The organism is Streptomyces sp. NPDC048106 (genome assembly GCF_040706415.1).
Classification (GTDB): Bacteria; Actinomycetota; Actinomycetes; order Streptomycetales; family Streptomycetaceae; genus Streptomyces.
On sequence record NZ_JBEZND010000005.1, the window covers coordinates 152095 to 178515 of the forward strand.

At 71.7% G+C, this 26421-nt stretch carries 21 protein-coding genes; 16 read left to right on the forward strand and 5 right to left on the reverse strand.

The window, feature by feature from the left end:
- Window positions 1–43: 43 nt before the first annotated feature.
- Window positions 44–229 (reverse strand): 50S ribosomal protein L28, encoded by a 186-nt coding sequence (gene rpmB, locus AB0927_RS06925; RefSeq protein WP_003993230.1) that lies wholly within the window; start codon window positions 227–229, stop codon window positions 44–46.
- Window positions 230–497: 268 nt separating this feature from the next.
- Between rpmB and AB0927_RS06930 the strand changes: the two genes are divergently transcribed.
- The 9 genes from AB0927_RS06930 (at window position 498) to mutM (ending at window position 10727) form a co-directional block, all read left to right on the forward strand.
- Window positions 498–2180 (forward strand): DAK2 domain-containing protein, encoded by a 1683-nt coding sequence (locus AB0927_RS06930; RefSeq protein WP_366666485.1) that lies wholly within the window; start codon window positions 498–500, stop codon window positions 2178–2180.
- A gap of 118 nt (window positions 2181–2298) precedes the next feature.
- Window positions 2299–5541, forward strand: a complete 3243-nt coding sequence (locus AB0927_RS06935) for a helicase-related protein (protein WP_366666487.1) — start codon at window positions 2299–2301, stop codon at window positions 5539–5541.
- Between the two features lie 107 nt (window positions 5542–5648).
- Window positions 5649–6236: a 16S rRNA (guanine(966)-N(2))-methyltransferase RsmD gene (rsmD, locus tag AB0927_RS06940; RefSeq protein ID WP_366666488.1), complete on the forward strand. Its 588-nt coding sequence runs from the start codon at window positions 5649–5651 to the stop codon at window positions 6234–6236.
- Window positions 6237–6262: 26 nt separating this feature from the next.
- Window positions 6263–6742, forward strand: a complete 480-nt coding sequence (gene coaD, locus AB0927_RS06945; protein WP_366666621.1) for a pantetheine-phosphate adenylyltransferase — start codon at window positions 6263–6265, stop codon at window positions 6740–6742.
- 57 nt (window positions 6743–6799) lie between these two features.
- Window positions 6800–7972 carry a cell division initiation protein gene (locus AB0927_RS06950; protein WP_366666489.1) on the forward strand — a complete coding sequence of 391 codons (1173 nt, stop codon included), beginning with the start codon at window positions 6800–6802 and terminating at the stop codon, window positions 7970–7972.
- A 152-nt stretch (window positions 7973–8124) separates the two neighbouring features.
- Window positions 8125–8769 carry a DUF177 domain-containing protein gene (locus AB0927_RS06955; RefSeq protein WP_366666490.1) on the forward strand — a complete coding sequence of 215 codons (645 nt, stop codon included), beginning with the start codon at window positions 8125–8127 and terminating at the stop codon, window positions 8767–8769.
- 2 nt (window positions 8770–8771) lie between these two features.
- Complete coding sequence (rpmF, locus tag AB0927_RS06960; RefSeq protein WP_003951102.1) at window positions 8772–8945, forward strand: 50S ribosomal protein L32; 174 nt, start codon at window positions 8772–8774, stop codon at window positions 8943–8945.
- A gap of 19 nt (window positions 8946–8964) precedes the next feature.
- On the forward strand, window positions 8965–9783 hold the full coding sequence (gene rnc, locus AB0927_RS06965) for a ribonuclease III (RefSeq protein ID WP_366666491.1): 819 nt from the start codon (window positions 8965–8967) through the stop codon (window positions 9781–9783).
- An 83-nt stretch (window positions 9784–9866) separates the two neighbouring features.
- Window positions 9867–10727 (forward strand): bifunctional DNA-formamidopyrimidine glycosylase/DNA-(apurinic or apyrimidinic site) lyase, encoded by an 861-nt coding sequence (gene mutM / locus AB0927_RS06970; protein ID WP_366666492.1) that lies wholly within the window; start codon window positions 9867–9869, stop codon window positions 10725–10727.
- On the opposite strand, the gene AB0927_RS06975 is transcribed toward mutM, so the two are convergent.
- Window positions 10700–11095: a helix-turn-helix domain-containing protein gene (locus AB0927_RS06975; protein WP_366666493.1), complete on the reverse strand. Its 396-nt coding sequence runs from the start codon at window positions 11093–11095 to the stop codon at window positions 10700–10702. The two genes, mutM and AB0927_RS06975, sit on opposite strands and share 28 nt — an antisense overlap.
- A 102-nt stretch (window positions 11096–11197) precedes the next feature.
- Between AB0927_RS06975 and AB0927_RS06980 the strand changes: the two genes are divergently transcribed.
- The gene (locus tag AB0927_RS06980) at window positions 11198–11785 is read left to right on the forward strand and encodes a flavodoxin family protein (RefSeq protein ID WP_366666494.1); all 588 of its coding nucleotides are present in this window, start codon (window positions 11198–11200) and stop codon (window positions 11783–11785) included.
- 46 nt (window positions 11786–11831) lie between these two features.
- Here AB0927_RS06980 and AB0927_RS06985 read toward each other — a convergent pair whose 3' ends face one another.
- Complete coding sequence (locus AB0927_RS06985; RefSeq protein ID WP_366666495.1) at window positions 11832–13112, reverse strand: CAP domain-containing protein; 1281 nt, start codon at window positions 13110–13112, stop codon at window positions 11832–11834.
- Window positions 13113–13270: 158 nt separating this feature from the next.
- Here AB0927_RS06985 and AB0927_RS06990 point away from each other — a divergent pair, with 158 nt between their 5' ends.
- The 4 genes from AB0927_RS06990 to AB0927_RS07005 all read left to right on the forward strand — a co-directional run bounded on the left by AB0927_RS06990 (window position 13271) and on the right by AB0927_RS07005 (window position 19646).
- Window positions 13271–13552 carry an acylphosphatase gene (locus tag AB0927_RS06990; RefSeq protein ID WP_366666496.1) on the forward strand — a complete coding sequence of 94 codons (282 nt, stop codon included), beginning with the start codon at window positions 13271–13273 and terminating at the stop codon, window positions 13550–13552.
- 372 nt (window positions 13553–13924) lie between these two features.
- Window positions 13925–14128 carry a hypothetical protein gene (locus AB0927_RS06995; protein ID WP_018544743.1) on the forward strand — a complete coding sequence of 68 codons (204 nt, stop codon included), beginning with the start codon at window positions 13925–13927 and terminating at the stop codon, window positions 14126–14128.
- A gap of 262 nt (window positions 14129–14390) precedes the next feature.
- The gene (gene smc / locus AB0927_RS07000) at window positions 14391–17978 is read left to right on the forward strand and encodes a chromosome segregation protein SMC (protein WP_366666497.1); all 3588 of its coding nucleotides are present in this window, start codon (window positions 14391–14393) and stop codon (window positions 17976–17978) included.
- A 249-nt stretch (window positions 17979–18227) separates the two neighbouring features.
- Window positions 18228–19646, forward strand: a complete 1419-nt coding sequence (locus AB0927_RS07005; protein ID WP_366666498.1) for a sugar porter family MFS transporter — start codon at window positions 18228–18230, stop codon at window positions 19644–19646.
- 1216 nt (window positions 19647–20862) lie between these two features.
- Here the strand turns inward: AB0927_RS07005 and AB0927_RS07010 are convergent.
- The gene (locus tag AB0927_RS07010; protein ID WP_366666499.1) at window positions 20863–22308 is read right to left on the reverse strand and encodes a cytosine permease; all 1446 of its coding nucleotides are present in this window, start codon (window positions 22306–22308) and stop codon (window positions 20863–20865) included.
- A gap of 171 nt (window positions 22309–22479) precedes the next feature.
- Here AB0927_RS07010 and ftsY point away from each other — a divergent pair, with 171 nt between their 5' ends.
- On the forward strand, window positions 22480–23685 hold the full coding sequence (gene ftsY, locus AB0927_RS07015; RefSeq protein ID WP_366666500.1) for a signal recognition particle-docking protein FtsY: 1206 nt from the start codon (window positions 22480–22482) through the stop codon (window positions 23683–23685).
- Between the two features lie 93 nt (window positions 23686–23778).
- Here ftsY and AB0927_RS07020 read toward each other — a convergent pair whose 3' ends face one another.
- Window positions 23779–24441, reverse strand: a complete 663-nt coding sequence (locus AB0927_RS07020; protein ID WP_366666501.1) for a bifunctional DNA primase/polymerase — start codon at window positions 24439–24441, stop codon at window positions 23779–23781.
- Between the two features lie 493 nt (window positions 24442–24934).
- Between AB0927_RS07020 and AB0927_RS07025 the strand changes: the two genes are divergently transcribed.
- Entirely contained in the window at window positions 24935–26410 is a 1476-nt protein-coding gene (locus AB0927_RS07025) for a hypothetical protein (RefSeq protein ID WP_366666502.1), read from the forward strand.
- Window positions 26411–26421: the final 11 nt, after the last annotated feature.

The following is a 26421-nucleotide window of genomic DNA, read 5'->3' on the forward strand; positions in this document are numbered from 1 at the left end:
CAGTGCAGCGAACCAGGCAGTGGCCGCGCGCTCAGCTGTAGCGTCAGCGCGAGACCTTGCCCGCCTTGATGCACGAGGTGCAAGCGTTCACGCGCTTCGGCGTCCCGCCCACCACGGTACGTACACGCTGGATGTTGGGGTTCCAGCGGCGGGACGTACGGCGGTGCGAGTGCGAGATGTTGTTGCCGAAGCCCGGCCCCTTGCCGCAGACGTCGCAGTTGGCAGCCACGGGTCACTCCAAAGACTTCAGATGCACTTACGGATAATCCCGGCAGGCCGGGATCGAGATCGTGAGACCTGAGATCTGGGTGGCGTTGCCAGGGGAAAAGCCCGATCAGATCGGGCAACCGGAGCAGCATAGCAAGCCTGCGTCGGTAGAGCGAAACTACCATGACCACGAGGGGTCCCCGCCCCCGGGCCCGCCCCGGCCCGCTTCCGGCGGGCACCGTCCCGGGGTCTACGCTGCGACCACGTCAAGCCGGCTCAGGGAGGCGCAGGTGGCGCAGGTGCCGCAGACATTCCTCGACGGTGTCGCGGTGCGCACCTGGTGCGGTCTGGCCCTGCGCGCGCTCGGACGAGCCCGCGAGGAGATCGACGCGATCAACGTCTATCCGGTGGCCGACGGCGACACCGGGACCAACCTCTACCTGACCGTGGAGTCCGCCGCGACCGCCGTGGAGGCCGTGTTCGCGGGGTACGAGACGCGGCCCGCCGGCCCCTCCCTCGCGGACGCGGTGCGCGCGATGGCCCACGGCGCGCTCATCGGCGCCCGGGGCAACTCCGGCACCATCCTCGCCCAGCTGCTGCGCGGCATGGCCCAGGTGCTCGCGGCGGACGGCGCGGAGCCCCGCTGCGACGGGCCCGCCCTGCGGCTCGCGCTGCGCCGGGCCGCCGACTCCGCCCGGCAGGCGGTGGCGCACCCCGTCGAGGGCACGGTGCTGACGGTCGCCTCGGCCGCCGCCGACGCCGCCGAACGGGCGGACGGCGACTGCGGGACGGTCGCCCGGGCCGCCTACGAGGGCGCCCGCACGGCGCTGACCGCGACCCCGGCCCAACTGGCCGTCCTGGCGCGGGCCGGGGTGGTCGACGCGGGGGGCAGCGGGCTGGTGGCGGTGCTCGGCGCGCTGGTGGAGGCGTGCACGGGGGAGCCGGTACGGGAGCCGGCCCCGGGCGCGGGAGAGGCCGTGCCCGAGGCCGCGGCCCAGCCCCCGGAAGCGGGCCCGGACGCCGGGGCCTGCGCCGAGGCGGCCGGGGACGGCGGCCCCGCCTACGAGGTGATCTACCTGCTGGAGGCCGACGACACCGCCGTGGACCGGCTCCGCGCCCGTCTCGACGCCCTCGGCGACTCCCTGGTCGTCGTCGGCGGCGACGGGCTGTGGAACGTCCATGTGCACGTGGACGACGCGGGCGCCGCCGTGGAGGCGGGCGTGGAGGCCGGCCGGCCGTACCGGATCAGGATCACGCACTTCGGGCTCGGCGACGTGCACACCGGCGGCCCCCGCCCGCCGCGCGAGCGGACCCAGCGGGCGGTGGTGGCCGTCGTACCGGGGCAGGGTCTGGCCGAGCTGTACACCGAGGCAGGCGCGACCACCGTGCTCGCGCGCCCCGGCGAGCCGCCCGCCAGCGGGGAGCTGCTGGCCGCGGTGCGGCGGGCCCACGCCCGCGAGGTCGTGCTGCTGCCCAACGACGCCGACCTGCGCGACACCGCGGCCGCGGCGGCCGAGCAGGCCCGCGCCGAGGGGGTCCGGGTGGCGCTGATCCCGACCCGCTCGGCGGTGCAGGGCATCGCGGCGCTCGCGGTGTCCGAGCCCGGCCGCCGGTTCGACGAGGACGTCGTCCAGATGACCTCGGCCGCGGGCGCCACCCGGTACGCCGAGGTCGTCGTCGCCGAGCGCCAGTCCTGGACGATGGCCGGGATCTGCCAGGCCGGGGACGTGCTCGGGCTGATCGACGGCGACGTGGCGGTGATCGGGGCGGACGTCACCGCCACCGCCGAGACCGTCCTGGACCGCATGCTCCAGGCCGGCGGCGAACTGGTCACCCTCGTCGTCGGCGACGAGGCGCCGGAGACCGCCGCCGCCCGTCTGGAGGCGCGGGTACGGGAGTCCTACCTGGCCGTGGACACGGTGGTGTACCGGGGCGGCCGCCAGGGGGCGCTGCTGCTCATCGGCGTCGAGTGAGCGCGCCGGACCGGCCCCGGCCCCGCGCCGGTTCGCGGGTCGTCCGGGCGCGGCGCGGTCCCGGGCGGACGGACCCGCGGGGCGGGCGTCTGCGGCGTTGTCGGTGCCGTGGTGTGCAATGGATCCCGTGCCCGCACTGGAAGAACCACTGAAGCAGCCCCTGAAGTCAGTGCTCGGCCCCGCCACCGCGAAGGTGATGGCCGAGCACCTCGGCCTGCACACCGTCGGCGACCTCCTGCACCACTACCCGCGCAGATACGAGGAGCGCGGCCAGCTCACCCACCTCGCCGACCTCCCCATGGACGAGCACGTCACCGTGGTCGCCCAGGTCGCCGACGCCCGCCTGCACTCCTTCGCCTCCTCCCGCGCCCCCCGCGGCAAGGGCCAGCGCCTGGAGGTCACGATCACCGACGGCAGCGGCCGCCTCCAGCTGGTCTTCTTCGGCAACGGCGTGCACAAGCCCCACAAGGAGCTGCTGCCGGGCACCCGCGCGATGTTCGCCGGCAAGGTCTCCGTCTTCAACCACCGCCTCCAGCTCGCCCACCCCGCCTACGAGTTGCTGCGCGGGGACGGCGAGGAGACCGTCGAGACCTGGGCGGGCGCCCTGATCCCGCTCTACCCGGCCACCGCCAAACTGGAGTCCTGGAAGATCGGCAAGGCGGTCCAGACGGTCCTGCCCGCCGCCCAGGAGGCCGTCGACCCGCTGCCGCCCACGCTGCGCGACGGCCGCGGCCTGCTCCCGCTCCCCGAGGCCCTGCTTAAGATCCACCGCCCGCACACCAAGGCCGACATCGCGGACGCCCGCGCCCGCCTCAAGTGGGACGAGGCCTTCGTCCTCCAGGTCGCCCTGGCCCGCCGCCGGTACACCGACGCGCAGCTCCCGGCGGTCGCCCGCCGCCCGCGTCCCGACGGCCTCCTCGCCGCCTTCGACGACCGTCTCCCCTTCACCCTCACCGAGGGCCAGCGGAAGGTCTCCGGCGAGATCTTCGCCGACCTCGCCACCGAGCACCCCATGCACCGCCTGCTCCAGGGGGAGGTGGGATCGGGCAAGGCTCAGCCACTGGACTCGCTCGTCCTCACACCCGCCGGTTTCCGTTGCATGGGCGACTTGAAGGCAGGGGACGAGGTCATCGTGCCGGACGGGGAGGTCGCCCTGATCGACGGTGTCTTTCCGCAAGGAGAACGCGACGTCTGGCGTTTGGTCCTTTCCGATGGAAGTTCCGTGGAGTGCGACGACGAACATCTCTGGATCGTCGGCACGAGCTGCGGGTGGCATCGGGGTCAGAAGCCCAAGGTCATGACGAGCCGGGACATTCGCCTGGACACGTTCGAGGCAAACGGATCCTCGAAGTGGTACATCCCCGCAGCAGCCCCCGTCGACCTCGGAGGCGACTCCGGTCTGCCGATGGATCCCTACCTGTTCGGCCTTCTCCTCGGAGACGGCTCGTTCCGCCACAACCTGCGTCTCTCCACTATCGACGACGAGATCCGAGATGCCGTGGAGGCCGCCGTGGCGCCGGGATGCCGACTGGTACCTGTGAAGGACTCCCGCTGCGACTACACGATCCAGCTCACACAACGCGTCGGCGGAGTCCGCAATCCGGTGATCCAAGCGCTGCGAAACCTGAACCTGTGGGGCAAGACGTCACATGGGAAATTCGTTCCAGACGACTTCAAGAACACGTCGATCAAGAACCGTCATGCCTTGCTGCAAGGGCTTCTGGACACCGATGGGACCGTTCACGCCGATGGCATGAGCGTTTCGCTCTGTTCTGCTTCTCGCAGGCTCGCCGACGACGTCGCCTGGCTCGTACGTTCGCTCGGCGGCCGTGCGCGCGTCCTGCCGAAGCGCGATGCCTTCAACGTGTCAGTGGCGCTGCCCGACGAATACGCTCCATTCCGTCTGCCCCGCAAGGCCGCCCGTGTCCGACCCCGGCCGAAGGACAACACGTTCCGACGCGGAATCCGCGCGGTCGAGTACGTGGGGCGAAAGCCGGTCCAGTGCATCAGTGTTGCCCACCCGAGCCACGCATACGTCACCGACAACTTCACGGTGACCCACAACACGATGGTGGCCCTGCGCGCGATGCTCGCCGTGGTCGACGCGGGCGGGCAGGCCGCCATGCTCGCGCCCACCGAGGTACTGGCCCAGCAGCATCACCGCTCGATCACCGAGATGATGGGCGACCTGGCCGAGGGCGGGATGCTGGGGGGCACGGAGCACGCCACCAAGGTGGTGCTGCTGACCGGCTCGATGGGCGCCGCGGCCCGCCGCCGCGCCCTCCTGGACCTGACCACCGGCGAGGCCGGCATCGTCATCGGCACCCATGCCCTGATCGAGGACAAGGTGCGGTTCCACGACCTCGGCCTGGTCGTCGTGGACGAACAGCACCGCTTCGGCGTCGAACAGCGCGACGCCCTGCGCGGCAAGGGCGCCCAGCCCCCGCACCTCCTCGTCATGACCGCCACCCCGATCCCGCGCACGGTCGCCATGACCGTCTTCGGCGACCTGGAGACCTCCGTCCTCGACCAGCTCCCGGCGGGCCGCTCCCCGATCGCCAGCCACGTCGTCCCGGCCGCCGACAAACCCCACTTCCTGGCCCGCGCCTGGGAGCGGGTGCGCGAGGAGGCGGCCAACGGCCACCAGGCGTACGTCGTCTGCCCCCGCATCGGGGACGACGTCGACGAGGGGGCGGACCCGAAGAAGGCGGCCAAGGCGAAGTCCCCCGAGGACGAGGCCGAGAAGCGTCCCCCGCTCGCGGTCCTCGACGTGGCCGCCAGGCTGGCCGAGGGCCCCCTGCGGGGCCTGCGCATCGAAGTCCTGCACGGCCGTATGCACCCCGACGACAAGGACGCGGTGATGCGCCGCTTCGCCGCGGGCGAGACCGACGTCCTGGTCGCCACCACGGTCATCGAGGTCGGCGTGAACGTGCCCAACGCCACCGCGATGGTCATCATGGACGCCGACCGCTTCGGCGTCTCCCAGCTCCACCAGCTGCGCGGCCGCGTCGGCCGCGGCTCGGCACCCGGCCTGTGCCTGCTGGTCACCGAGATGCCCGAGGCCAGCGCCGCCCGCCAGCGCCTGAACGCGGTCGCGGCCACCCTCGACGGCTTCGAACTCTCCCGCATCGACCTCGAACAGCGCCGCGAGGGCGACGTCCTCGGCCAGGCCCAGTCCGGCGCCCGCTCCAGCCTCCGCGTCCTCGCGGTCATCGAGGACGAGGAGGTCATCGCGGAGGCACGCGGGGAGGCGACGGCGCTGGTGGCGGCGGATCCGGGACTGGAGCACCTGCCGGGGCTCCGGACGGCCCTGGACGCGCTGCTGGACGAGGAGCGGGAGCAGTACCTGGAGAAGGGCTGAGGCGCCCCGGCCCGGGACCGCGGGCCCGGATCGGACGTGCGGCTGCCGCCGCCGGGCGCGACCAGCAACAATGAACCCGTAAAGCCGCCCACGGAGAAGGACCACACATGACCCGCGTGATCGCCGGCGCAGCCGGCGGACGTCGCCTGGCAGTCCCGCCGGGCACCGGCACCCGGCCGACCTCCGACCGCGCACGCGAAGGTCTCTTCTCCACCTGGCAGTCCCTCCTCGGCGGCCCGCTGCGCGGAGAGCGCGTCCTCGACCTCTACGCCGGCTCCGGCGCCGTCGGCCTCGAAGCCCTCTCCCGCGGCGCGGGCCACGCCCTCCTCGTGGAGGCCGACGCCCGGGCCGCGCGGACCGTCCGCGAGAACGTGCGGAACCTGGGCCTGCCCGGCGCCGAGGTCAGAGCGGGCAAAGCGGAACAAGTCATCAGGACCGCGCCCCCCGCCGCCCCCTACGACCTGGTCTTCCTGGATCCGCCCTACGCCGTCACCGACGACGATCTTCGCGAGATTCTCCTCACACTCCGCTCGGAGGGGTGGCTCGCGAAGGATGTGCTGGTCACCGTGGAGCGCAGCACCAGAGGCGGCGAATTCGTGTGGCCGGACGGCTTCGAGCCGGTCCGGTCCCGTCGCTACGGCGAGGGAACGTTTTGGTACGGTCGCGCCGCCTCTACGTGCGAAGACGCACGATGACCGGACCGGAGAGCGAGGGAATTCAAGTGCGCCGCGCCGTCTGTCCCGGGTCGTTCGACCCGATCACCAACGGACATCTCGACATCATCGGCCGAGCTTCCCGGCTGTACGACGAGGTCTACGTCGCGGTGATGATCAACCAGTCCAAGAAGAGCCTGTTCGAGGTCGAGGAGCGGATCGGGCTGATCCGCGAGGTCACCGCCGAGTACGCCAACGTGCGGGTGGAGACCCACCACGGCCTCCTCGTGGACTTCTGCAAGCAGCGCGACATCCCCGCCATCGTCAAGGGGCTGCGCGCCGTCAGCGACTTCGACTACGAGCTGCAGATGGCCCAGATGAACAACGGCCTCACCGGGGTCGAGACGCTGTTCGTGCCGACCAACCCCACCTACAGCTTCCTGTCCTCCTCGCTCGTCAAGGAGGTCGCGGCCTGGGGCGGCGACGTCTCCCACCTGGTGCCGCCGCAGGTCCTCGCCGCCCTCAACAGGCGGCTGCGCAAGGACTGATGGGACTACAGTCGTCCCGTCCGTCTCCGATCCGGCTGTAGGAAGTGGCGAGCACAGGTGGACGTGCAGAAGAAGCTCGACGAGATCGTCTCCGCGGTCGCCGGCGCACGGGCCATGCCCATGTCGGCGTCCTGCGTGATCAACCGTGCCGAGCTGCTCGCGCTGCTGGAAGAGGTGCGCCAGGCGCTGCCCGGCTCCCTCGCGCAGGCGCAGGAGCTGATCGGTGACCGCGAGCAGATGGTCGAGCAGGCCCGCCAGGAGGCCGAGCGGATCATCGAGTCCGCGCACGCCGAGCGGGGCTCGCTGGTCTCCGGCACCGAGATCGCCCGGCGCTCCCAGGCCGAGGCGGACCGGATCCTCGCCGAGGCCCGCCAGGAGGCCGAGGAGGTCCGCGCCGAGGCCGACGACTACGTCGACTCCAAGCTCGCCAACTTCGAGGTCGTCCTCACCAAGACCCTCGGCTCGGTGGGCCGCGGCCGCGAGAAGCTCCTCGGCACCGGCCCCGGCCTCGACGAGAACGGCTACGAGGACGAGGACGCCCCCGAGCGCAGCCTGGACCCCGAGACGCTGCGGCACAACGCCGACGCGTACGTGGACACCAAGCTCGGCGCCTTCGAGGCGGTGCTCGCCAAGACCCTGGAGGCCGTCGGCCGCGGCCGGCAGAAGCTGCACGGCCGGATCGCCACCGACGACCTCGGCGCCCTCGCCGACGACACCACGACCTTCCAGCACTCCAGCGACGCCGACTACCTCGCCGACCTGGCCGCCCTCGCGGACACCCCGGCCGAGCCCCCGCGGCAGCGGCGGGAGCAGCCGTCGTACGAGCGACCGGAACAGCCGTCCTACGATCAGCGGCCGGACCAGCCGTCGTACGAGCAGCAGCCCGAGCAGCCGTCGTACGAGCCGCAGCCCGAGCAGCCCTCGTACGAGCCGCAGCCCGCCTACGGTGCCTACGACCAGCAGCAAGGCGCCTACCCCGGCTTCCCGCAGCAGGCCCCCTACGGCGCGCCGGACCCCTACGGCTACCAGCAGGCCGACCCCTACGGCTACCAGGGCCAGGGCTACCCCCAGCAGCCCGCCTACGACCCCCAGCAGCAACAGATGCCCCAGCTGCCGCAGCAGTCCCAGCCGCAGCAGGACTACGCCCTGGACGAGACCAGCCTCTTCGACACCAGCATGATCAGCGCGGAGCAACTGCGGGCCTACGAGCAGGGCCGCGGCAGCCGGTGACCGACCGGATTGGGCCCTGAGCGAAAGGTCCAGTATCCTGGCCCTTCGGTCGCGCGTGCCCTGACGCTTGAGTGGCGGAGCCGTCCGCGATCGCCGCTGCCCGGAAACACCGACGGGCGGTGTCCCTTCGAGTTCGTAGATCGAAAGCAGGAATGGCTTCCAACGCCCGCCTCGACCACCGCAACCCCCTCGTGTTCGATACTCACGAGCTGGGTCGGCGTCCTGGTGCGCTGCAGCGCCTGACTCGCGAGATCGACGCCCCCCGGGATCTCGGCATCCCGGGAGTCATCGAGGTGCCCGAGGGCGCCCCGATGGAACTCGGACTTCGCCTTGAGTCGGTCATGGAAGGGGTGCTTGTCACAGGCACCGCCCGTGCGACGGCCAAGGGGGAGTGCGTAAGGTGTCTGGAGCCGGTCGGGCTGGAGCTCGAAGCGGACTTCCAGGAGATGTTCTCGTACCCTGACGCCGACGACCGGGGCCGCGTGATCGCGGAACCGGGCGACGACGCCGAGGACGACGAGGACAGGCTTTTCATCGAGGACGGTCTGTTCGACCTCGAACCCGTGCTGCGTGATGCGGTGGTGCTCGCACTGCCGATGCAGCCGGTGTGCCGGGAAGACTGTCCGGGTCTGTGCTCCGAGTGCGGAGCCCGGCTCGCGGACGACCCGGACCACCATCACGACGCCGTCGACATTCGTTGGGCGGCTTTGCAGGGACTCGCCGGCACCATGACGGACGGCGAGAAGGACGAGATGAGCGGCGCCGAAGCGGGCGTCGACGAGAAGCAGGAGAAGTAGCCGTGGCTGTTCCGAAGCGGAAGATGTCGCGCAGCAACACGCGCCACCGCCGGTCGCAGTGGAAGGCTGCGGTCCCCACCCTGGTTGCGTGCGAGCGCTGCCACGAGCCCAAGCAGCAGCACATCGCGTGCCCGTCTTGCGGCACCTACAACAAGCGCCAGGTCCTCGAAGTCTGAGCGGTTGGTGAGAGGCCCGATGACAGACGCGAATGCCGCTAGTCCCCGCCAGCGCGGGGGTAGTCCGCAGGCCTCGTCCCACACAGTTCTGGAAGGGCGGCTCGGCTACCAGGTCGAGTCCGCCCTTCTGGTGCGTGCGCTCACCCACCGTTCCTACGCGTACGAGAACGGCGGTCTGCCGACGAACGAGCGGCTGGAGTTCCTCGGGGACTCCGTGCTCGGCCTCGTCGTCACGGACACGCTGTACCGCACCCACCCGGACCTGCCCGAGGGCCAACTGGCCAAGCTGCGGGCCGCGGTGGTCAACTCGCGTGCGCTGGCGGAGGTGGGGCGCGGCCTCGACCTGGGCGCCTTCATCCGGCTCGGCCGGGGTGAAGAGGGCACGGGCGGCCGGGACAAGGCGTCCATCCTCGCCGACACCCTTGAAGCGGTGATCGGCGCGGTCTATCTCGACCAGGGCCTCGACGCGGCGTCCGAGCTGGTGCACCGGCTCTTCGACCCGCTGATCGAGAAGTCCTCCAACCTGGGCGCCGGCCTGGACTGGAAGACGTCGCTCCAGGAGCTGACCGCGATCGAGGGACTCGGCGTGCCCGAGTACCTGGTCACGGAGACCGGCCCCGACCACGAGAAGACCTTCACTGCTGCCGCCCGCGTCGGAGGCGTCTCGTACGGCACCGGCACCGGCCGCAGCAAGAAGGAGGCGGAGCAGCAGGCCGCCGAGTCCGCCTGGCGTGCCATCAGGGCCGCCGCGGACGAGCGCGCCAAGGCGGCGACGGAGGCCAAGCAGGCCGTCGTGCACGCCGCCAAGGACGACGACACGTCGTCCGCCACCGCCTGACGACAGCAACACCGAGCGCCCGCCCCACCGTTTCGGACGGGGCGGGCGCTCGCTTCATACAGCGTCTTCTCACGGGGGTCCCGATGCCCGAGTTGCCCGAGGTCGAGGTCGTCCGGCGGGGGTTGGCGCGATGGGTGGCCCATCGCACCGTCGCCGAGACCGAGGTGCTGCACCCGCGCGCCGTACGCCGGCATGTGGCCGGGGGCGACGACTTCGCGCAGCGGCTCAAGGGGCATCACATCGGCGACCCCAGCCGGCGCGGCAAGTACCTGTGGCTGCCGCTGGAGGAGACGAACCAGTCGGTGCTCGCCCACCTCGGGATGAGCGGGCAACTGCTGGTGCAGCCGCACGAGGCGGCGGACGAGAAGCATCTGCGCATCCGGATCAGGTTCGCCGACTCGCTCGGCACCGAGCTGCGCTTCGTGGACCAACGCACCTTCGGCGGGCTGTCGTTGCACGACAACACCCCCGAGGGGCTGCCCGACGTCATCGCGCACATCGCCCGCGACCCCCTCGACGCGCTGTTCGACGACGACGCCTTCCACCAGGCGCTGCGCCGCAAGCGCACGACCGTCAAACGGGCCCTGCTGGACCAGTCGTTGATCAGCGGCGTCGGCAACATCTATGCGGACGAGGCCCTTTGGCGCGCCCGCATCCACTACGAGCGTCCGACCGCGAACTTCACCCGCCCCGTCACCGCCGAACTCCTCGGCCACGTCAGGGACGTGATGAACGCGGCCCTCGCCGTCGGCGGCACCAGCTTCGACAGCCTCTACGTCAACGTCAATGGCGAGTCGGGCTACTTCGACCGCTCCCTCGACGCCTACGGCCGCGAGGGCGAGCCCTGCCGCCGCTGCTCCACCCCCATCAGGCGGCGGGCCTGGATGAACCGCTCCAGCTACTTCTGCCCGAAGTGTCAGCGGGCGCCGCGCGCCTCGTCGTAACGCTCGCGGGCCGCCAGCACCTCGTCCATGGCGCCCTCCACGCACTCGATGAGGGAGCGCAGGCGCCCGGCGACCTCGCGGCCGAGCGGGGTCAGCTCGTAGTCCACGCGGGGCGGGTTGGTCGGCTGCGCCTCGCGGTGCACCAGGCCGTCCCGCTCCAGCGCGTGCAGAGTCTGGGAGAGCATCTTCTCGCTCACCCCGTCGACGCGGCGGCGCAGCTCGTTGAAGCGCAGCGAACCTTCGTACAGCGCGCCGAGGGTCAGTCCGCCCCAGCGGCCCGTGACGTTCTCCAGCGTGCAGCGGGAGGGGCAGGCCTTGGCGAAGACGTTGTAGGCGAGCTCGTCGGACTCCTGGGGTCGTGCGGTCATGAGACAAGGGTACGCCCCCACAGCGCTAACTACTGGGTTGCACTCACTTCTGGTTAGTGCTTTCCTTTCCTCGCCGCATTGAGCTGCCTTCCGAGGAGAGTCATGACCGCCGCTGTTGTCGTTTCCATCGCCTACCACTCCGGCTACGGCCACACCGCTGTGCTCGCCGAGGCCGTGCGCGCGGGTGCCGCCGAGGCGGGCGCCGAGGTGCACCTGATCAAGGTGGACGAGATCACCGAGGAGCAGTGGGGGATACTCGACCGCTCCGACGCGATCGTCTTCGGCTCGCCCACCTACATGGGCACCGCCACCGGTGCCTTCCACGTCTTCGGCGAGGCGACCTCCGCGCGCTGGGCCGGCCAGGACTGGAAGGACAAGCTGGCCGCCGGCTTCACCAACTCGGGCTCCAAGAGCGGCGACAAGCTGCACACCCTCCAGTTCTTCCAGACGCTCGCCGCCCAGCACGGCATGCACTGGGTCAACCTCGGCCTGCTCCCTGGCTGGAACAGCAGCACCGCCTCCGAGAACGACCTCAACCGCCTCGGCTTCTTCACCGGCGCCGCCGCCCAGACCGACACCGACCGGGGCCCGGAGGGCGTGCACAAGGCGGACATCGCCACGGCCGAGCACCTGGGACGCCGGGTGACGCAGACCGCGCGGACGTTCGCGCGGGGGCGTGCCGCCGAGTAGCAGCCCGGAGAAATCCGAGCGGAGCGGGGAGAGCGAGGGGTTCGGCTCAGTCGCCGAACTCCTCGGTCCACCACGGCCCGCCCGCGCCGAAGTGCACGCCGACGCCGAGGCTGCCGAAGTCGCAGTTCAGGATGTTGGCGCGGTGCTCGGGGCTGTCCATCCAGGCCTTCACCACGGCCGCCGGATCCGCCGGGCCGCGGGCGATGTTCTCGGCGCCCAGGCCGCTGATGCCGGCCGCCGCCGCCCGGTCCCACGGCGACTTCCCGTCCGGGTCGGTGTCGGAGAAGAAGCCCCGCGCCGCCATGTCGTCGCTGAACGCCTCGGCCAGACCGGTCAGCGCCGAGTTCGCCGACAGCGCGGTGCAGCCCGCCTTCGCCCGCTCGTCGTTGACCAGCTTCAGCACCTCGGCCTCGGCGGCGGCCTGCGCGGAGACCGTCACGGGCGGGACGGTCGGCGCGGGCGCCTTGGTCCTCGTCGGAGTCGTACGGGGGGTCGGGCTCGGCTTCGCCGTGGTGGGGGAGGGCTTGGGCCGCGGGGCGGCGGGGACGGCCGGGGCCGTCCTTGCGACGGTGGCCTTCCCGGACGGCACCGGTGCGGCGGGCTTCGCGGACTTCGAGGGGGTCGGCGAGGCGGACCTCGTGGGCGTCGGCGAGGGGGAGCCCGTCGGGGATGCCGTCGCGGATGCCGTCGGGGTGGCCGGAGCCGAGGACCGGACGGGGTCCTGACCGGTCGCCGGAGCGCCGCTCGCGCCACCGGACGTGCCGCCGGACGTGCCGCCGGACGCGTCACCGGACGTGCCGCCCTGGGCGTCGGCCGTGCCGGCGGGGGAGCCCGCCACCTGGATCCGGTCGCCGCCGGTGGCGTGGGTGCCGCTGTCGAGCCGGTAACCCTGGAAGCCCGGGACCACGCCCGCGGCCACCGCGGCCGTGCCCACGGCGACGGCCAGCGACAGCCCGAGCAGCGTCATGCTCACCGCCCGCCCGGCCTGCTTCTGACGCCGCTGCCCGCCCGCGGCGGGCTCGCCCGGATCTCCGGCCCAGGTGGAACGGTCGACCGGATCGCCGGCCGCACCCGCGCCCGCGCCCGCGCCCGGATCCGCGGAGGCCGGGTCCGTGGACGCCGGGTCCGCCGGTCCGGCCGCGAAGAGATACGCGTCCGCCTTCGCCTTCGCCGCCGCGTAGGCCTCGGGGTTCAGATAGGGCGCGGTGCCCATCGGTATCGGCACCGTGTCGGCGGACGGGGACGGCGAAGCGTCGCTCCCGGCGGTGGCGGCGCCCGGGTCGCCCTCCGCGGCGCGGTCGGCGTCCGAGCGTCGGTGGCGTCCCATGCCCTTGCCCTCTTCCTCGTACTTCCTTGGTGCTTCTGGCCAACCCAACCCACTCGATCGAGTGAGTTTGCATCTGGGATGCACCCGCGTGCGGACGGTACCTCATGCCCTTCGGAGGCGATGTGTCCCGAACGACACCGGCCGGTTAGGTTGCACCCATGAGCGAGGATGTTCGACTGGTCGCCTGGGTGCGTGGACACGTACAGGGCGTGGGATTCCGCTGGTTCACCCGTGCCAAGGCACTGGAGATCGGCGGCCTGAGTGGTTTTGCTCTCAATTTGGCGGACGGCCGGGTCCAGGTCGTCGCGGAGGGCGCGTCCGAGTGCTGCGAGGGGCTGCTTGACTGGCTCCAGGGCGCCGACACGCCCGGCCGCGTGGACGGCGTCACCGAGATCTGGGACACACCCCGCGGCGGCTACGACGGCTTCGCGATCCGCTGAGCCGGAACCGGCGTGTCCCCGGCTCCCGAACCCCGCCTCGCGGCGGCCCGGAGCGGAAACGGCCTGGTGGTTGCCAAGAAGGGCGCGGCGTGGCAGGCTCCGCTGGTACAGCTGATCGCTGCGCCCCAGGGCCCGGATGACTCGCTGCGCCGCCGCGTTCCCCGGCCGCGCGCCCCGGTCCGCCCGCCAATACGGGCTGTGATCGTGTTGACCGTCAAACTTTTTGGTGAGACGCTGAAAGCCCCGCGCACCTTAGCTGTTTGGCATGGCGCAACAGCAGAGCAACACTCGGATGTGCCAAGCACCGCGGGTGCGAATCCCTCACGACCCACACCGCATCGGTCGGTCACTCAGTGTGGAGGACCATCCATCATGGCAAAGGCGCTTCTCGGTTACGTCGGCGGCTCCGACCCTCGACTCCTCGCCGAGATGCGACGGCTGCAGCAGCGCGTCCAGGACCTGGAGTCCGAGCTGGTCAGGATCCAGGCGGAGAACGACGCGCTGGCGGCTGCCGCGTCTCAGGACAGGATCATGGAGAGCATCGACGCACACCAGGCGGAGCCTGCGCTCACCTGATCGCTGCATCGCTCCACGACAGCTCAGCAGTGATCGGGGCAGCCCCTATCAACCGCTCAGCAGATCGGACGGTCGGCATCCGAGGCCGTCCATCAGAATCGCAAGGGACGCTTCGGCGTCCCTTCCTTCTTCCCCCCGCGCTTTCCCCCGCGCATCCTTCACCTTCTTCAACATCTGGTGTGCCCTGCCTGCCGGCCGGTGAAACCGCGGGGTTGCGAGGGTTCATGGAGTGAGATAGCGGCGGCCGGTAGAGTCCGGCGGCGTGCACCTCAAGGCCCTGACCCTTCGCGGCTTCAAGTCGTTCGCCTCCGCGACCACGCTCCGGTTCGAACCCGGGATCACATGCGTCGTCGGACCGAACGGCTCGGGCAAGTCCAACGTGGTGGACGCGCTGAGCTGGGTCATGGGCGAGCAGGGCGCGAAGTCGCTGCGCGGCGGCAAGATGGAGGACGTCATCTTCGCCGGCACCACCGGGCGTCCCCCGCTGGGCCGCGCCGAGGTGTCGCTGACCATCGACAACTCCGACGGGGCGCTGCCCATCGAGTACGCCGAGGTCACCATCACGCGGATCATGTTCCGCAACGGCGGCAGCGAGTACCAGATCAACGGCGACACCTGCCGTCTCCTCGACATCCAGGAACTGCTCTCCGACTCCGGCATCGGCCGCGAGATGCACGTCATCGTCGGCCAGGGCCAGCTCGACTCCGTGCTGCACGCCGACCCGACGGGCCGCCGCGCCTTCATCGAGGAGGCGGCCGGCGTCCTCAAGCACCGCAGGCGCAAGGAGAAGGCGCTGCGGAAACTGGACGCGATGCAGGCCAACCTCGCCCGCGTCCAGGACCTCACCGAAGAGCTGCGCCGTCAGCTCAAGCCCCTTGGCCGCCAGGCCGCGGTGGCACGCCGGGCCGCCGTCATCCAGGCCGACCTGCGCGACGCCCGGCTCCGGCTGCTCGCCGACGACCTCGTACGACTGCGACAGGCGCTCGACGCCGAGATCGCAGACGAGGCCGCCCTCAAGGCACGCAGGGAGGCCGCCGAGCAGGAGCTGAAGAAGGCCCTGCACCGCGAGTCCCTCCTGGAGGACGAGGTACGGCGGCTCACGCCCCGTCTCCAGCGCGCCCAGCAGACCTGGTACGAGCTGTCCCAGCTGGCCGAGCGGGTGCGCGGCACCATCTCGCTGGCCGACGCCCGGGTCAGGAGCGCCACCTCAGCGCCGCCCGAGGAGCGTCGCGGCCGCGATCCCGAGGACCTGGAGCGCGAGGCCGCCCGCGTCCGCGAGCAGGAGGCCGAACTGGAGGCCGCCCTGGAAGCGGCCCGGCACGCCCTGGACGACACGGTCGTGCACCGCGCCGAACTGGAGCGGGAACTGGCGGTCGAGGAACGCCGGCTCAAGGACGTGGCCCGCGCCATCGCCGACCGCCGTGAGGGCCTGGCCCGGCTGAACGGCCAGGTGGGCGCGGCCCGTTCACGCGCCGCCGCCGCCCAGGCCGAGATCGGCCGCCTCGCCACGGCCCGCGACGAGGCCCGGGAACGCGCGGTGCGCGCCCAGGAGGAGTACGAGGCCCTCAAGGCCGAGGTCGACGGCCTCGACGCGGACGACACCGACCTCGCCGAGCGCCACCAGGCGGCCCGGCGGCAGCTCGCCGAGGCAGAGACCGCCCTGAGCACCGCCCGCGAGGCCGTCACCACCGCCGAACGCCGCCGCGCCGCCATCCAGGCCCGCCACGAGGCACTGGCGCTGGGCCTGCGCCGCAAGGACGGCACCGGCATACTCCTCGACTCCAAGGCCCACCTCACCGGCCTCCTCGGCCCGGCGGCGGAACTCCTGACCATCACGCCGGGCTACGAGATCCCGCTGGCCGCCGCCTTCGGAGCCGCGGCCGACGCCCTCGCCGTGACGAACCCGGCCTCGGCCGCGGACGCCATCCGCCTCCTGCGCAAACAGGACGGGGGCCGGGCGGCACTGCTCGTCACCGGCCCCGAGGAGACGCCCCCCAGGGGCGCCGGCGACAGCGCGACCGGCCCCGACGCACCCGCACCCGCCGACCGGCATCTCCTCGCCGAGACCCTCGTGCGCGCCCCCGACGACCTGATGCCCGCCATCCGCAGGCTCCTGCGCGACGTCGTCGTGGTCGACACCCTGGACGCCGCCGAAGACCTCGTCGGTGCCCGTCCCCACCTCACCGCCGTGACCGCGGAGGGCGACCTCCTGAGCGCCCACTTCGCCCACGGCGGATCCGCGGGCGCGCCGAGCCTGCTGGAGGTGCAGGCCTCCGTGGACGAGGCCGCCGCCCAGCTGGAAGAGCTTTCCGTCCACTGCGCGGAGCTGGCCGAGCGGCAGCACACCGCGACCGAACGCCGTGCCGAAGCCGCCGCCCTCGTGGAGGAGATCGGTGAGCGGCGCCGGGCCGCCGACCGGGAGAAGTCCTCCGTCGCCCAGCGGCTCGGCCGCCTCGCAGGCGAGGCCCGTGCCGCCGCCGGGGAGGCCGAGCGCTCCGCCGCCGCGGCCGCGCGGGCGCAGGACGCGCTGGACAAGGCGGCACAGGAGGCCGAGGAACTCGCGGAGCGGCTCGCCGTCGCCGAGGAGATGCCAACGGAGGAGGAGCCGGACGCCTCGGTGCGCGACCGGCTCTCCGCCGACGGCGCCAACGCACGCCAGACCGAGATGGAGGCCCGCCTCCAGGTCCGTACCCACGAGGAAAGGGTCAAGGGGCTCGCCGGCCGGGCCGACTCCCTCGACCGCGCCGCCCGCGCGGAGCGCGAGGCGCGGGCGCGGGCCGAGCAGCGCCGGGCCCGGCTGCGCCACGAGGCGGCCGTCGCCCGGGCCGTGGCCGACGGTGCCCGCCAGTTGCTCGCGCACGTCGAGGTCTCCCTCGCCCGCGCCGACCGGGAACGCGCCGCCGCCGAGGCCGCCAAGGCCCAGCGCGAACGGGAACTGACTGCCGCCCGCGGCACCGGACGCGAACTGAAGTCGGAACTCGACAAGTTGACGGATTCGGTCCACAAGGGCGAGGTACTCGGCGCGGAGAAACGGCTGCGGATCGAGCAGCTGGAGACCAGGGCGCTGGAGGAGCTGGGTGTCGAACCGGCGGGGCTGGAGACGGAGTACGGGCCGCACCAGCCCGTGCCGCCCTCGCCCCCCGCCGACGGCGAGACGCTGCCGGAGGACCCGGACCATCCCCGTAACCGGCCGCGCCCGTTCGTGCGGGCCGAGCAGGAGAAGCGGCTCAAGGCGGCCGAGCGGGCGTACCAGCAGCTCGGCAAGGTCAATCCGCTGGCCCTGGAGGAGTTCGCGGCGCTGGAGGAACGGCACCAGTTCCTCAGCGAGCAGCTTGCGGACCTGAAGAAGACCAGGGCCGATCTGCTCCAGGTGGTGAAGGAGGTCGACGAGCGGGTCGAGCGGGTCTTCACCGAGGCCTACCGGGACACCGCGCGCGAGTTCGAGGGCGTCTTCAGCCGGCTGTTTCCGGGCGGCGAGGGCAGGCTGGTGCTCACCGACCCCGAGAACATGCTCACCACGGGCGTCGACGTCGAGGCGCGGCCGCCGGGCAAGAAGGTCAAGCGGCTGTCCCTCCTCTCGGGCGGCGAGCGGTCGCTGACGGCCGTCGCGCTGCTGGTGTCGATCTTCAAGGCCCGGCCGAGCCCCTTCTACGTCATGGACGAGGTCGAGGCGGCCCTGGACGACACCAACCTCCAGCGGCTGATCAGGATCATGCAGGAGCTGCAGGAGTCCTCGCAGCTGATCGTGATCACGCACCAGAAGCGCACGATGGAGGTTGCCGACGCGCTGTACGGCGTCTCGATGCAGGGCGACGGTGTGTCGAAGGTCATCTCGCAGCGCCTGCGTTGACCTTTTTCAAGATCCACTCAGTCCATGGAGCCACATCACTCACTTAACGTTCACTTCTTGAACGTTTTGCCGAGAGTGCACTATCTCCTAAGTCACAGCATTGGACCTATTGACTTCGGAACTTGAAGACATAGTCTCTGCAACGTTGCTTTTAACCTTCAGGTGTAAGTGGTGTGAACGTGTGCGCCACTGGAGACCTGGAAGGGCTCACCCCACCCGGCAGCGTTGCCGCGGCCCGAGGAGTTTCACGTGACCAGCACAGCGCAGGCACCTCAGTCAGGAGCCGGGACGGCTCATCCCGAACATCTCGGGCATGTCATCTTCATCGCCGCGGCCGCGGCGATGGGCGGCTTTCTCTTCGGCTACGACAGCTCCGTCATCAACGGCGCCGTCGAGGCCATCCGCGACCGTTACGCCGTCGGCTCCGCCGGGCTCGCGCAGGTCATCGCCATCGCCCTGATCGGCTGTGCCATCGGTGCCGCCACCGCGGGCCGGATAGCCGACCGGATCGGCCGTATCCGCTGCATGCGCATCGCAGCCGTGCTGTTCACCATCAGCGCCGTCGGCTCCGCGCTGCCCTTCGCGCTGTGGGACCTCGCCTTCTGGCGCATCGTCGGCGGTTTCGCCATCGGCATGGCCTCCGTGATCGGCCCCGCCTACATCGCCGAGGTCGCCCCGCCCGCCTACCGCGGCCGGCTCGGCTCCTTCCAGCAGGCCGCGATCGTCGTCGGCATCGCCATCTCCCAGCTGGTCAACTGGGGCCTGCTGAACGCCGCCGGCGGCAAGCAGCGCGGCCACCTCATGGGCCTGGAGGCCTGGCAGGTCATGCTGGGCGTCATGGTGATCCCGGCCGTCCTCTACGGCATGCTGTCCTTCGCCATCCCCGAGTCGCCGCGCTTCCTGCTGTCCGTCGGCAAGCGTGAGCGCGCCAAGGAGATCCTGGCCGAGGTCGAGGGCAAGGGCACCGACCTGGACAAGCGCGTCGCCGAGATCGAGCACGCGATGAAGCGCGAGCACCGGTCCACCTTCAAGGACCTGCTGGGCGGCGGCTTCTTCTTCAAGCCGATCGTCTGGGTCGGCATCGGCCTGTCGGTCTTCCAGCAGTTCGTCGGCATCAACGTCGCGTTCTACTACTCCTCGACGCTGTGGCAGTCGGTCGGCGTGGACCCGACGGACTCGTTCTTCTACTCCTTCACCACGTCCATCATCAACATCGTCGGCACCGTGATCGCGATGCTCTTCGTGGACCGGATCGGCCGCAAGCCGCTCGCGCTCATCGGCTCGGTCGGTATGGTCGTCGGCCTGGCGCTGGAGGCATGGGCGTTCTCGTACCACCTGGTCGACGGCAAGCTGCCCGCCACCCAGGGCTGGGTCGCCCTGATCGCGGCGCACATCTTCGTCCTCTTCTTCGCCCTCTCGTGGGGTGTGGTCGTCTGGGTCATGCTCGGCGAGATGTTCCCGAACAAGATCCGCGCCGCCGCGCTGGGTGTGGCCGCCGCCGCGCAGTGGATCGCCAACTGGGCGATCACCGCGAGCTTCCCGTCGCTGGCCGACTGGAACCTCTCGGCCACGTACATCATCTACACGGTGTTCGCCGCCCTCTCCATCCCGTTCGTCCTGAAGTTCGTCAAGGAGACGAAGGGCAAGGCACTGGAGGAGATGGGCTGAGCCTCGCACCCCGAGGCACCCCGATCCCGAGGAGAAGGGCCTTCCAGACCCCGCTGCCCCTCTCCTCGCACCTCCCCTCGCCCCCGGCCCGGCCACTGCCCGGACCGGGGGCGAGGGCTTTTCGCCTGCCGTCGCGTGGCCGGGTGAGGAACCCGCCCGGATCCGGAACCGGAGCCGGCGGAAGGCGTGCCGGGCGCCGGGGCACTCGGTGAGTCGCACGACGGCCCCGGCCGCGAGCGTGGAGGCACTCGGCGCCACGGCGAGGGCGGCCGGCCACCGGGCCGTCGACCCACCCCACCACGAGCGCGGGGCGGCCCGGTCGGGTTTGCGGCGTGCCGCGGGGGCGCGCGGGCATCGGCTCCTGGGGGCCACGGTGAGCTGCGGGAAGGGGCGCAGCCGGGGGGCGAGAGGGCCGGGCCCTGCCTGTACTCGGTGCATGAACGGGGGCAACTCGATCGGTTTCCGGCGGGTGTGGCGGCGGGCGGGCGCGGGCATCGCCTGCCGGGGCAGGGCGAGCTGCGAGAAGAGGCGCAGCCGGCGTTGCCGAGAGGGCCGGGTCCTGTGTGTGCCCGGCGCATGAGCGTGGGGCGGCCCTGCCGGGTTTCCGGCGTGTGGCGGCGGGCGCGTGGGCATCACCTGCCAGGGCAGGGCAAGCTGCGGGGAAAAGCGCAGCCGGGATTGCCGAGAGGGTCGGGTCGTGCCTCTACCCGGCGCACGAGCGCGGGGCAGCCCTGCCGGGTTTCCGGCGGGTGTGGCGGCGGGCGGGCGCGGGCATCGCCTGCCGGGGGCAAGGCGAGCTGCGGGGAAAAGCGCAGCCGGAGTTGTCGAGGGGGCCGGGTCCTGCCTGTCCCCGGTGCACGAGCGCAAGGCAGCCCGGCCGGGTTGCCCGGCGTCCAGCGGCAGGCGCGTGCGGGCATCGGGTCGGCCGGGGTGCCGAGAAGGGCAGGTCCCGCCCGTACCCACGAGTGGCCGACTCGGGCGCGCCGGTGCCCGGGTAGACCAGTCGGCCCCCTCCGGCGTGCGGCGTCGGAGGGGCTGGTGGCTGGCGTGTCGCCAGGCAGGCGCGGGACCGGGGATGCCAGTGGGACTCAAGGGATGGCCGAGGCCGGTCGGGGAGCCTGCGCCGGATTGCCGGGTACCGGTGCCGCCCTGACGCGGCCGACGACCGCGCCGCTCGCGTCGCGCGGGAGCGGCTGCTGAGCCGGTGCCCCGAGGATCAGACGGTGGCGGCGGCGGATTCAGCGGAGCCGGAGGACGCCCCGGTTCCCGCCGCGGGCTTCGGCAGCACCACGTACAGCACGCCCGAGATCACGATCGTCGCCACCCATCCCAGGCCGTACTCGCCGATGACGTTGTTCGAGGCCAGCGGGCCGGTGAACCAGTCCGAGGTGGTGAACAGCAGGCCCGAGACCAGGCCGATCGCCCACGCGGCCACGGCGGCGGGGGAGAAGCCGCCCCGGTACCAGTAGGCGCTGGTGCGCGTGGTGTCGGCCATGGCGCGGCCGTCGTACTCCGTGCGGCGCAGCATGTCCGCGCCGAACACCCCGACCCACGCGGAGAAGGCGACCGCGAGCAGGGAGAGGAAGGCGATGAAGGAGCCCATGAAGCTCGCCGCCACCAGCATCAGCACCCCGCCGAACACCAGCGAGATCACGGCGTTGACCGACACCGCCCAGTGCCGCGGCACCCGGAAGCCGAGGGTCTGCGCGGTGAAGCCCGCGGAGTACATCGACATCGAGTTGATCAGCAGCATGCCGACCAGCGAGATGAACAGGTACGGCACCGCGATCCACGTCGGCAGGATCTTGCCCAGGAAGGACACCGGGTCGGCGGCCGACGCCAGGTCCGGGGTGGCGACCGCCATCACCGCGCCCATCAGGACCATCGGCAGCACGACCACACCGGCGCCGCCGACCGCCGTGCCCACGATCGCCTTCGAGGAGGCCGTGCGCGGCAGATAGCGGGTGAAGTCCGGGGCCGTCGGGATCCAGCTCACGCCACCGGCCGCGATCATGCCGATGCCGGTGATCACGGCGGCCGTGGAACCGGCGCCGTGGTCCAGCACCCTCGCCCAGTCCGTCCGCACCGCCAGGTACACCAGCACCAGCACCGAGAAGGCGCCGAAGAAGTAGGTGGCGTACTTGTTGCACTTCTGCACGGCGTTGATGCCGAGCCCGGAGATCGCGAAGGTCGCCACGACGAACGCCAGCAGCGTCACCATGTCCAGGACGCTGTTCGTCCTGATGCCGAACAGGATGTCCAGGATGGACAGCATGGCGTAGGCGCCGGTCACCGCGTTGATCGTCTCCCAGCCCCAGCGGGCCACCCAGATCAGCGACCCCGGCAGCAGATTGCCCCGCTGCCCGAACACCGCCCGCGACAGCGCCATGCCCGGCGCCCCGCCCCGCTTGCCGGCGATGCCGATCAGACCGACGAGGCCGTACGACACCACGGGCGCCGCCACCGCGACGACCAGCGCCTGCCAGATGTCCAGGTGGTACGCCACGACGAGGCTCGCGCCCATCGTCAGCAGCAGCACGCTGATGTTGGCGCCGACCCAGGTCGGGAACAGCTCACGGGTCCGGCCGGTCCGCTCGTGATCCGGGACCTGCTCGATGCCACGGGTCTCGAGAGTGCCTTCGGCCTCGACGGTTTTGCTCATGCGGGAGGGTGCCCTTGAGGTGGGGGGAAGGAAGAAAGTCGGCTCTACGCGCGTCATTGCGGCCCGGCCCATCGTACTTTGCTCCGACTACTGGCCAAACGTGGCGTTTGTCTCTCAGTGGAAGGCACAAGCCCGCTCATGGCGGAGCCCATGGCCGATACTGGACGCGTTATGGAAACCGTCATCCTTGCTGTAGTCATCGCCGTGGTCGTGCTCGGCGCGCTCGGCGGGCTGATCGTGGGCACCCGACGCCGGAAGTCGCTGCCCCCGCCGCCCCCGAAGGCGCCCGACATCACCGCGCCCCCGGCCGAGCCGCACGTCGGCGAAGAGGCCGAGACGCCGCGCGACGAACCGCGCCGGACGATCGAGGAGGTGGATCTCCCGGGCGGCCCGCCGGTCGTCGTAGAGGAGCCTCCCGCACCCACCGTCGAGGCTCCCGAGATCGAGATCCCGGAGCCCACCGCAGGCCGCCTGGTCCGCCTTCGCGCCCGCCTGTCCCGCTCCCAGAACGCCCTCGGCAAGGGCCTGCTCACGCTGCTTTCGCGCGAGCACCTGGACGACGACACCTGGGAGGAGATCGAGGACACCCTGCTCACCGCCGACGTCGGTGTGCAGCCCACCCAGGAACTGGTCGAGGGCCTGCGCGAGCGCGTCAAGGTGCTCGGCACCCGCACCCCCGAGGAGCTGCGCGGCCTGCTGCGCGAGGAGCTGCTCAAGCTGGTCGGCACCGATGTCGACCGCATCGTGAAGACCGAGCCCGCCGACCGCAAGCCCGGCATCGTGATGGTCGTCGGTGTCAACGGCACCGGCAAGACCACCACCACCGGCAAGCTCGCCCGCGTCCTGGTCGCCGACGGCCGCAGTGTTGTGCTCGGCGCCGCCGACACCTTCCGCGCCGCCGCCGCCGACCAGCTGCAGACCTGGGGCGAGCGGGTCGGCGCCTACACCGTGCGCGGTCCGGAGGCGGGCGACCCCGCCTCCGTGGCCTTCGACGCGGTGAAGGAGGGCAAGGAGATGGGGGTCGACGTCGTCCTCATCGACACCGCGGGCCGGCTGCACACCAAGACCGGCCTCATGGACGAGCTGGGCAAGGTCAAGCGCGTGGTCGAGAAGCACGCGCCGCTGGACGAGGTGCTGCTCGTCCTGGACGCCACCACCGGGCAGAACGGTCTGGTGCAGGCCCGCGTGTTCGCCGAGGTCGTGGACATCACCGGCATCGTGCTGACCAAGCTGGACGGCACCGCCAAGGGCGGCATCGTGATCGCGGTCCAGCGCGAGCTGGGCGTGCCGGTCAAGCTGATCGGGCTCGGCGAGGGCGCGGACGACCTGGCGCCGTTCGAGCCGGAGGCGTTCGTGGACGCGCTGATCGGAGACTGACCGTAGTCGATCCCTTACCTGACGCGAAGAAGTGCCCGCCCTCAAGGTGCAGTCGAGGACGGGCACTTCGCTTTCCCAGGTGGTACCCCGCCGTCACGTCCGCGCCCGTGACCGGTGCGCCACGTAGGCCAGCGTGCCCAGCAGCAGCCGGGCCGCCGGGGGGCGGGTCGCGGAGTCGAGGGCGGGCGGGCGCAGCCAGCGCACCGGGCCCAGGCCGCCGCGGTCGGAGGGCGGCGCGGTGATGTACGTGCCGGGGCCGAGTCCGCGCAGGTCCAGCGTGCGCGGGTCGTCCCAGCCCATGCGGTACAGCAGCCGGGGCAGCTCGGCCGCGGCGCCGGGGGCCACGAAGAAGTGCGCCCGGCCCTCGGGGGTCACGGTCACCGGACCCAGCGGCAGGCCCATCCGCTCCAGCCGGACCAGGGCGCGGCGCCCGGCCGGCTCGGAGACCTCCACGACGTCGAAGGCGCGGCCCACCGGCAGCATCATCGAGGCCCCCGGGTACTCCGCCCATGCCTTGGCCGCGTCGTCCAGCGTGGCCCCGGCCGGCACCTCGGGCGCGAAGTCCAGCGGGTGCGCGCCCGGTTCCGGACAGTCCGCGTACCCGCAGGAGCAGACGCCCGCCGCGGCCCGTGCGCCCGGCACCACGTCCCAGCCCCACAGTCCGGTGAACTCGGCGACGGTGGTGCACTCCGCGGCCCGGCCGCGCCGACGCGCGCCGGTACGGATCTCGCGAATGCCGCCGATCGTGAAGCCCATGCCCCCTCCAACGGGTCCAGCGCGCCGGTGGTTACGACACGGAACGAGACGGAAGCGGAACGTAACGCTACGGCTCCGGCCGCCGCCGCCGTGACGGGATCAGGGCGGCGCTTTGAAGCGTGTCGGGTGGCGCACCGGGATCCGCGCGCCCCTTTGTGCATCCGTCCGCCCACTCCTGTTCGCCCTGTGTCAAGTGAATCGCGTGCGACGGACCTGGGGTTCATTCGAAGGGGTGGCGAATGGTGGCGTTTCTGTGATCCACGTGGCTGAGTCAGTGATCACGAGGTTACTGTGAGTGTGCGGGAATCCTCGGGCACATGCGCCTGTGGGTATGCCGGAGGCAACTCGGGAGTAACTCCCGGAGCGGTCCGAGAACGGCTCGGCAGCGCGTTCGAAGGCCGGTAACCGGCAGACGCGGGGCCGTATTTACCGGCATTCTGATAGGGCTTGGCGCACTCCGGCGGCAAGAGGTCTCAGGGATGGGGGCGTTCCAGTGGGCGGCAATGGCGGGAGCGGGACGAACGCTGACAAGCGCCCCAACGAGCTGCTCGGCTCGTGGTTCGTGCGCAGCGGCTGGTCCAAGGGCGAGCTGGCCCGCCAGGTGAACCGCAGAGCCCGTCAGCTCGGCGCCAACCACATCTCCACCGACACCTCCCGGGTGCGCCGCTGGCTGGACGGGGAGAACCCGCGCGAACCGATCCCGCGCATCCTCTCGGAGCTGTTCTCCGAGCGCTTCGGCTGCGTGGTCTCCATCGAGGACCTGGGCCTGCGCGCCGCCCGCCAGCCGCCCGCCGCGTCCGGCGTCGACCTGCCCTGGACCGGCCCCCAGACCGTCGCCCAGCTCGGCGAGTTCTCCCGCAGCGACCTGATGCTCGCCCGGCGCGGCTTCCTCGGCACCTCCCTCGCGCTGTCCGCGGGCCCCTCCCTGATCGAGCCCATGCAGCGCTGGCTCGTGCCCACCCCCGGCGCCGCCTCCGCGGCCGCCCCCGAGTCCGCCCTCGACCCCCGCCGACCCGGCCGGCTGTCCAGGCCGGAGCTGGAGCTGCTGGAGTCCACCACCCGCATGTTCCGCCAGTGGGACGCCCAGTGCGGCGGCGGCCTGCGCCGCAAGGCCGTCGTCGGCCAGCTGCACGAGGTCACCGACCTGCTCCAGGAGCCCCAGCCCGAGGCCACCACCCGCACCCTCTTCAAGGTCGCCGCCGAGCTGGCCGAACTGGCCGGCTGGATGTCGTACGACGTCGGGCTCCAGCCCACCGCGCAGAAGTACTTCGTCCTCGCGCTGCACGCCGCGAAGGAGGCCGGGGACCGGCCCCTCGGGTCGTACATCCTCTCCAGCATGAGCCGCCAGATGATCCACCTCGGCCGGCCCGACGACGCCCTGGAGCTGATCCACCTCGCCCAGTACGGCAGCCGCGACTGCGCGGGGCCGCGCACCCAGGCCATGCTGTATGCGATGGAGGCCCGCGCCTACGCCAACATGGGCCAGCCCGGCCGGACCAAGCGCGCGGTGCGCATGGCCGAGGACACCTTCGCCGAGGCCGACGAGTGGGACGAGCCGGACCCCGACTGGATCCGCTTCTTCTCCGAGGCCGAGCTGTACGCGGAGAACTCCCACTCCTTCCGCGACCTCGCCTACAGCGCGGGCCGCAGTCCCGCCTACGCCTCCCTGGCCGAGCCGCTGATGGGGCGGGCCGTGGACCTGTTCGCCAAGGACAGCGAGCACCAGCGGTCGTACGCGCTCAACCTGATCGGCATGGCCACCGTGCATCTGCTCCAGGGCGAGCCCGAGGCCGGCACCGAGTTCGCCGCGCGGGCGCTGACCGTGGCCAAGAAGGTCCGCTCCGAGCGGGTGAACACCCGTATCCGAAAGACGGTCGGCGTCGCCGTGCGCGACCACGGTGATCTCGGCGCCGTGGTCGGCCTCGCCGAACAGCTCGCCGTCGACCTCCCCGAGTCCGAGGCCGTCTGACCCGGCCCCCA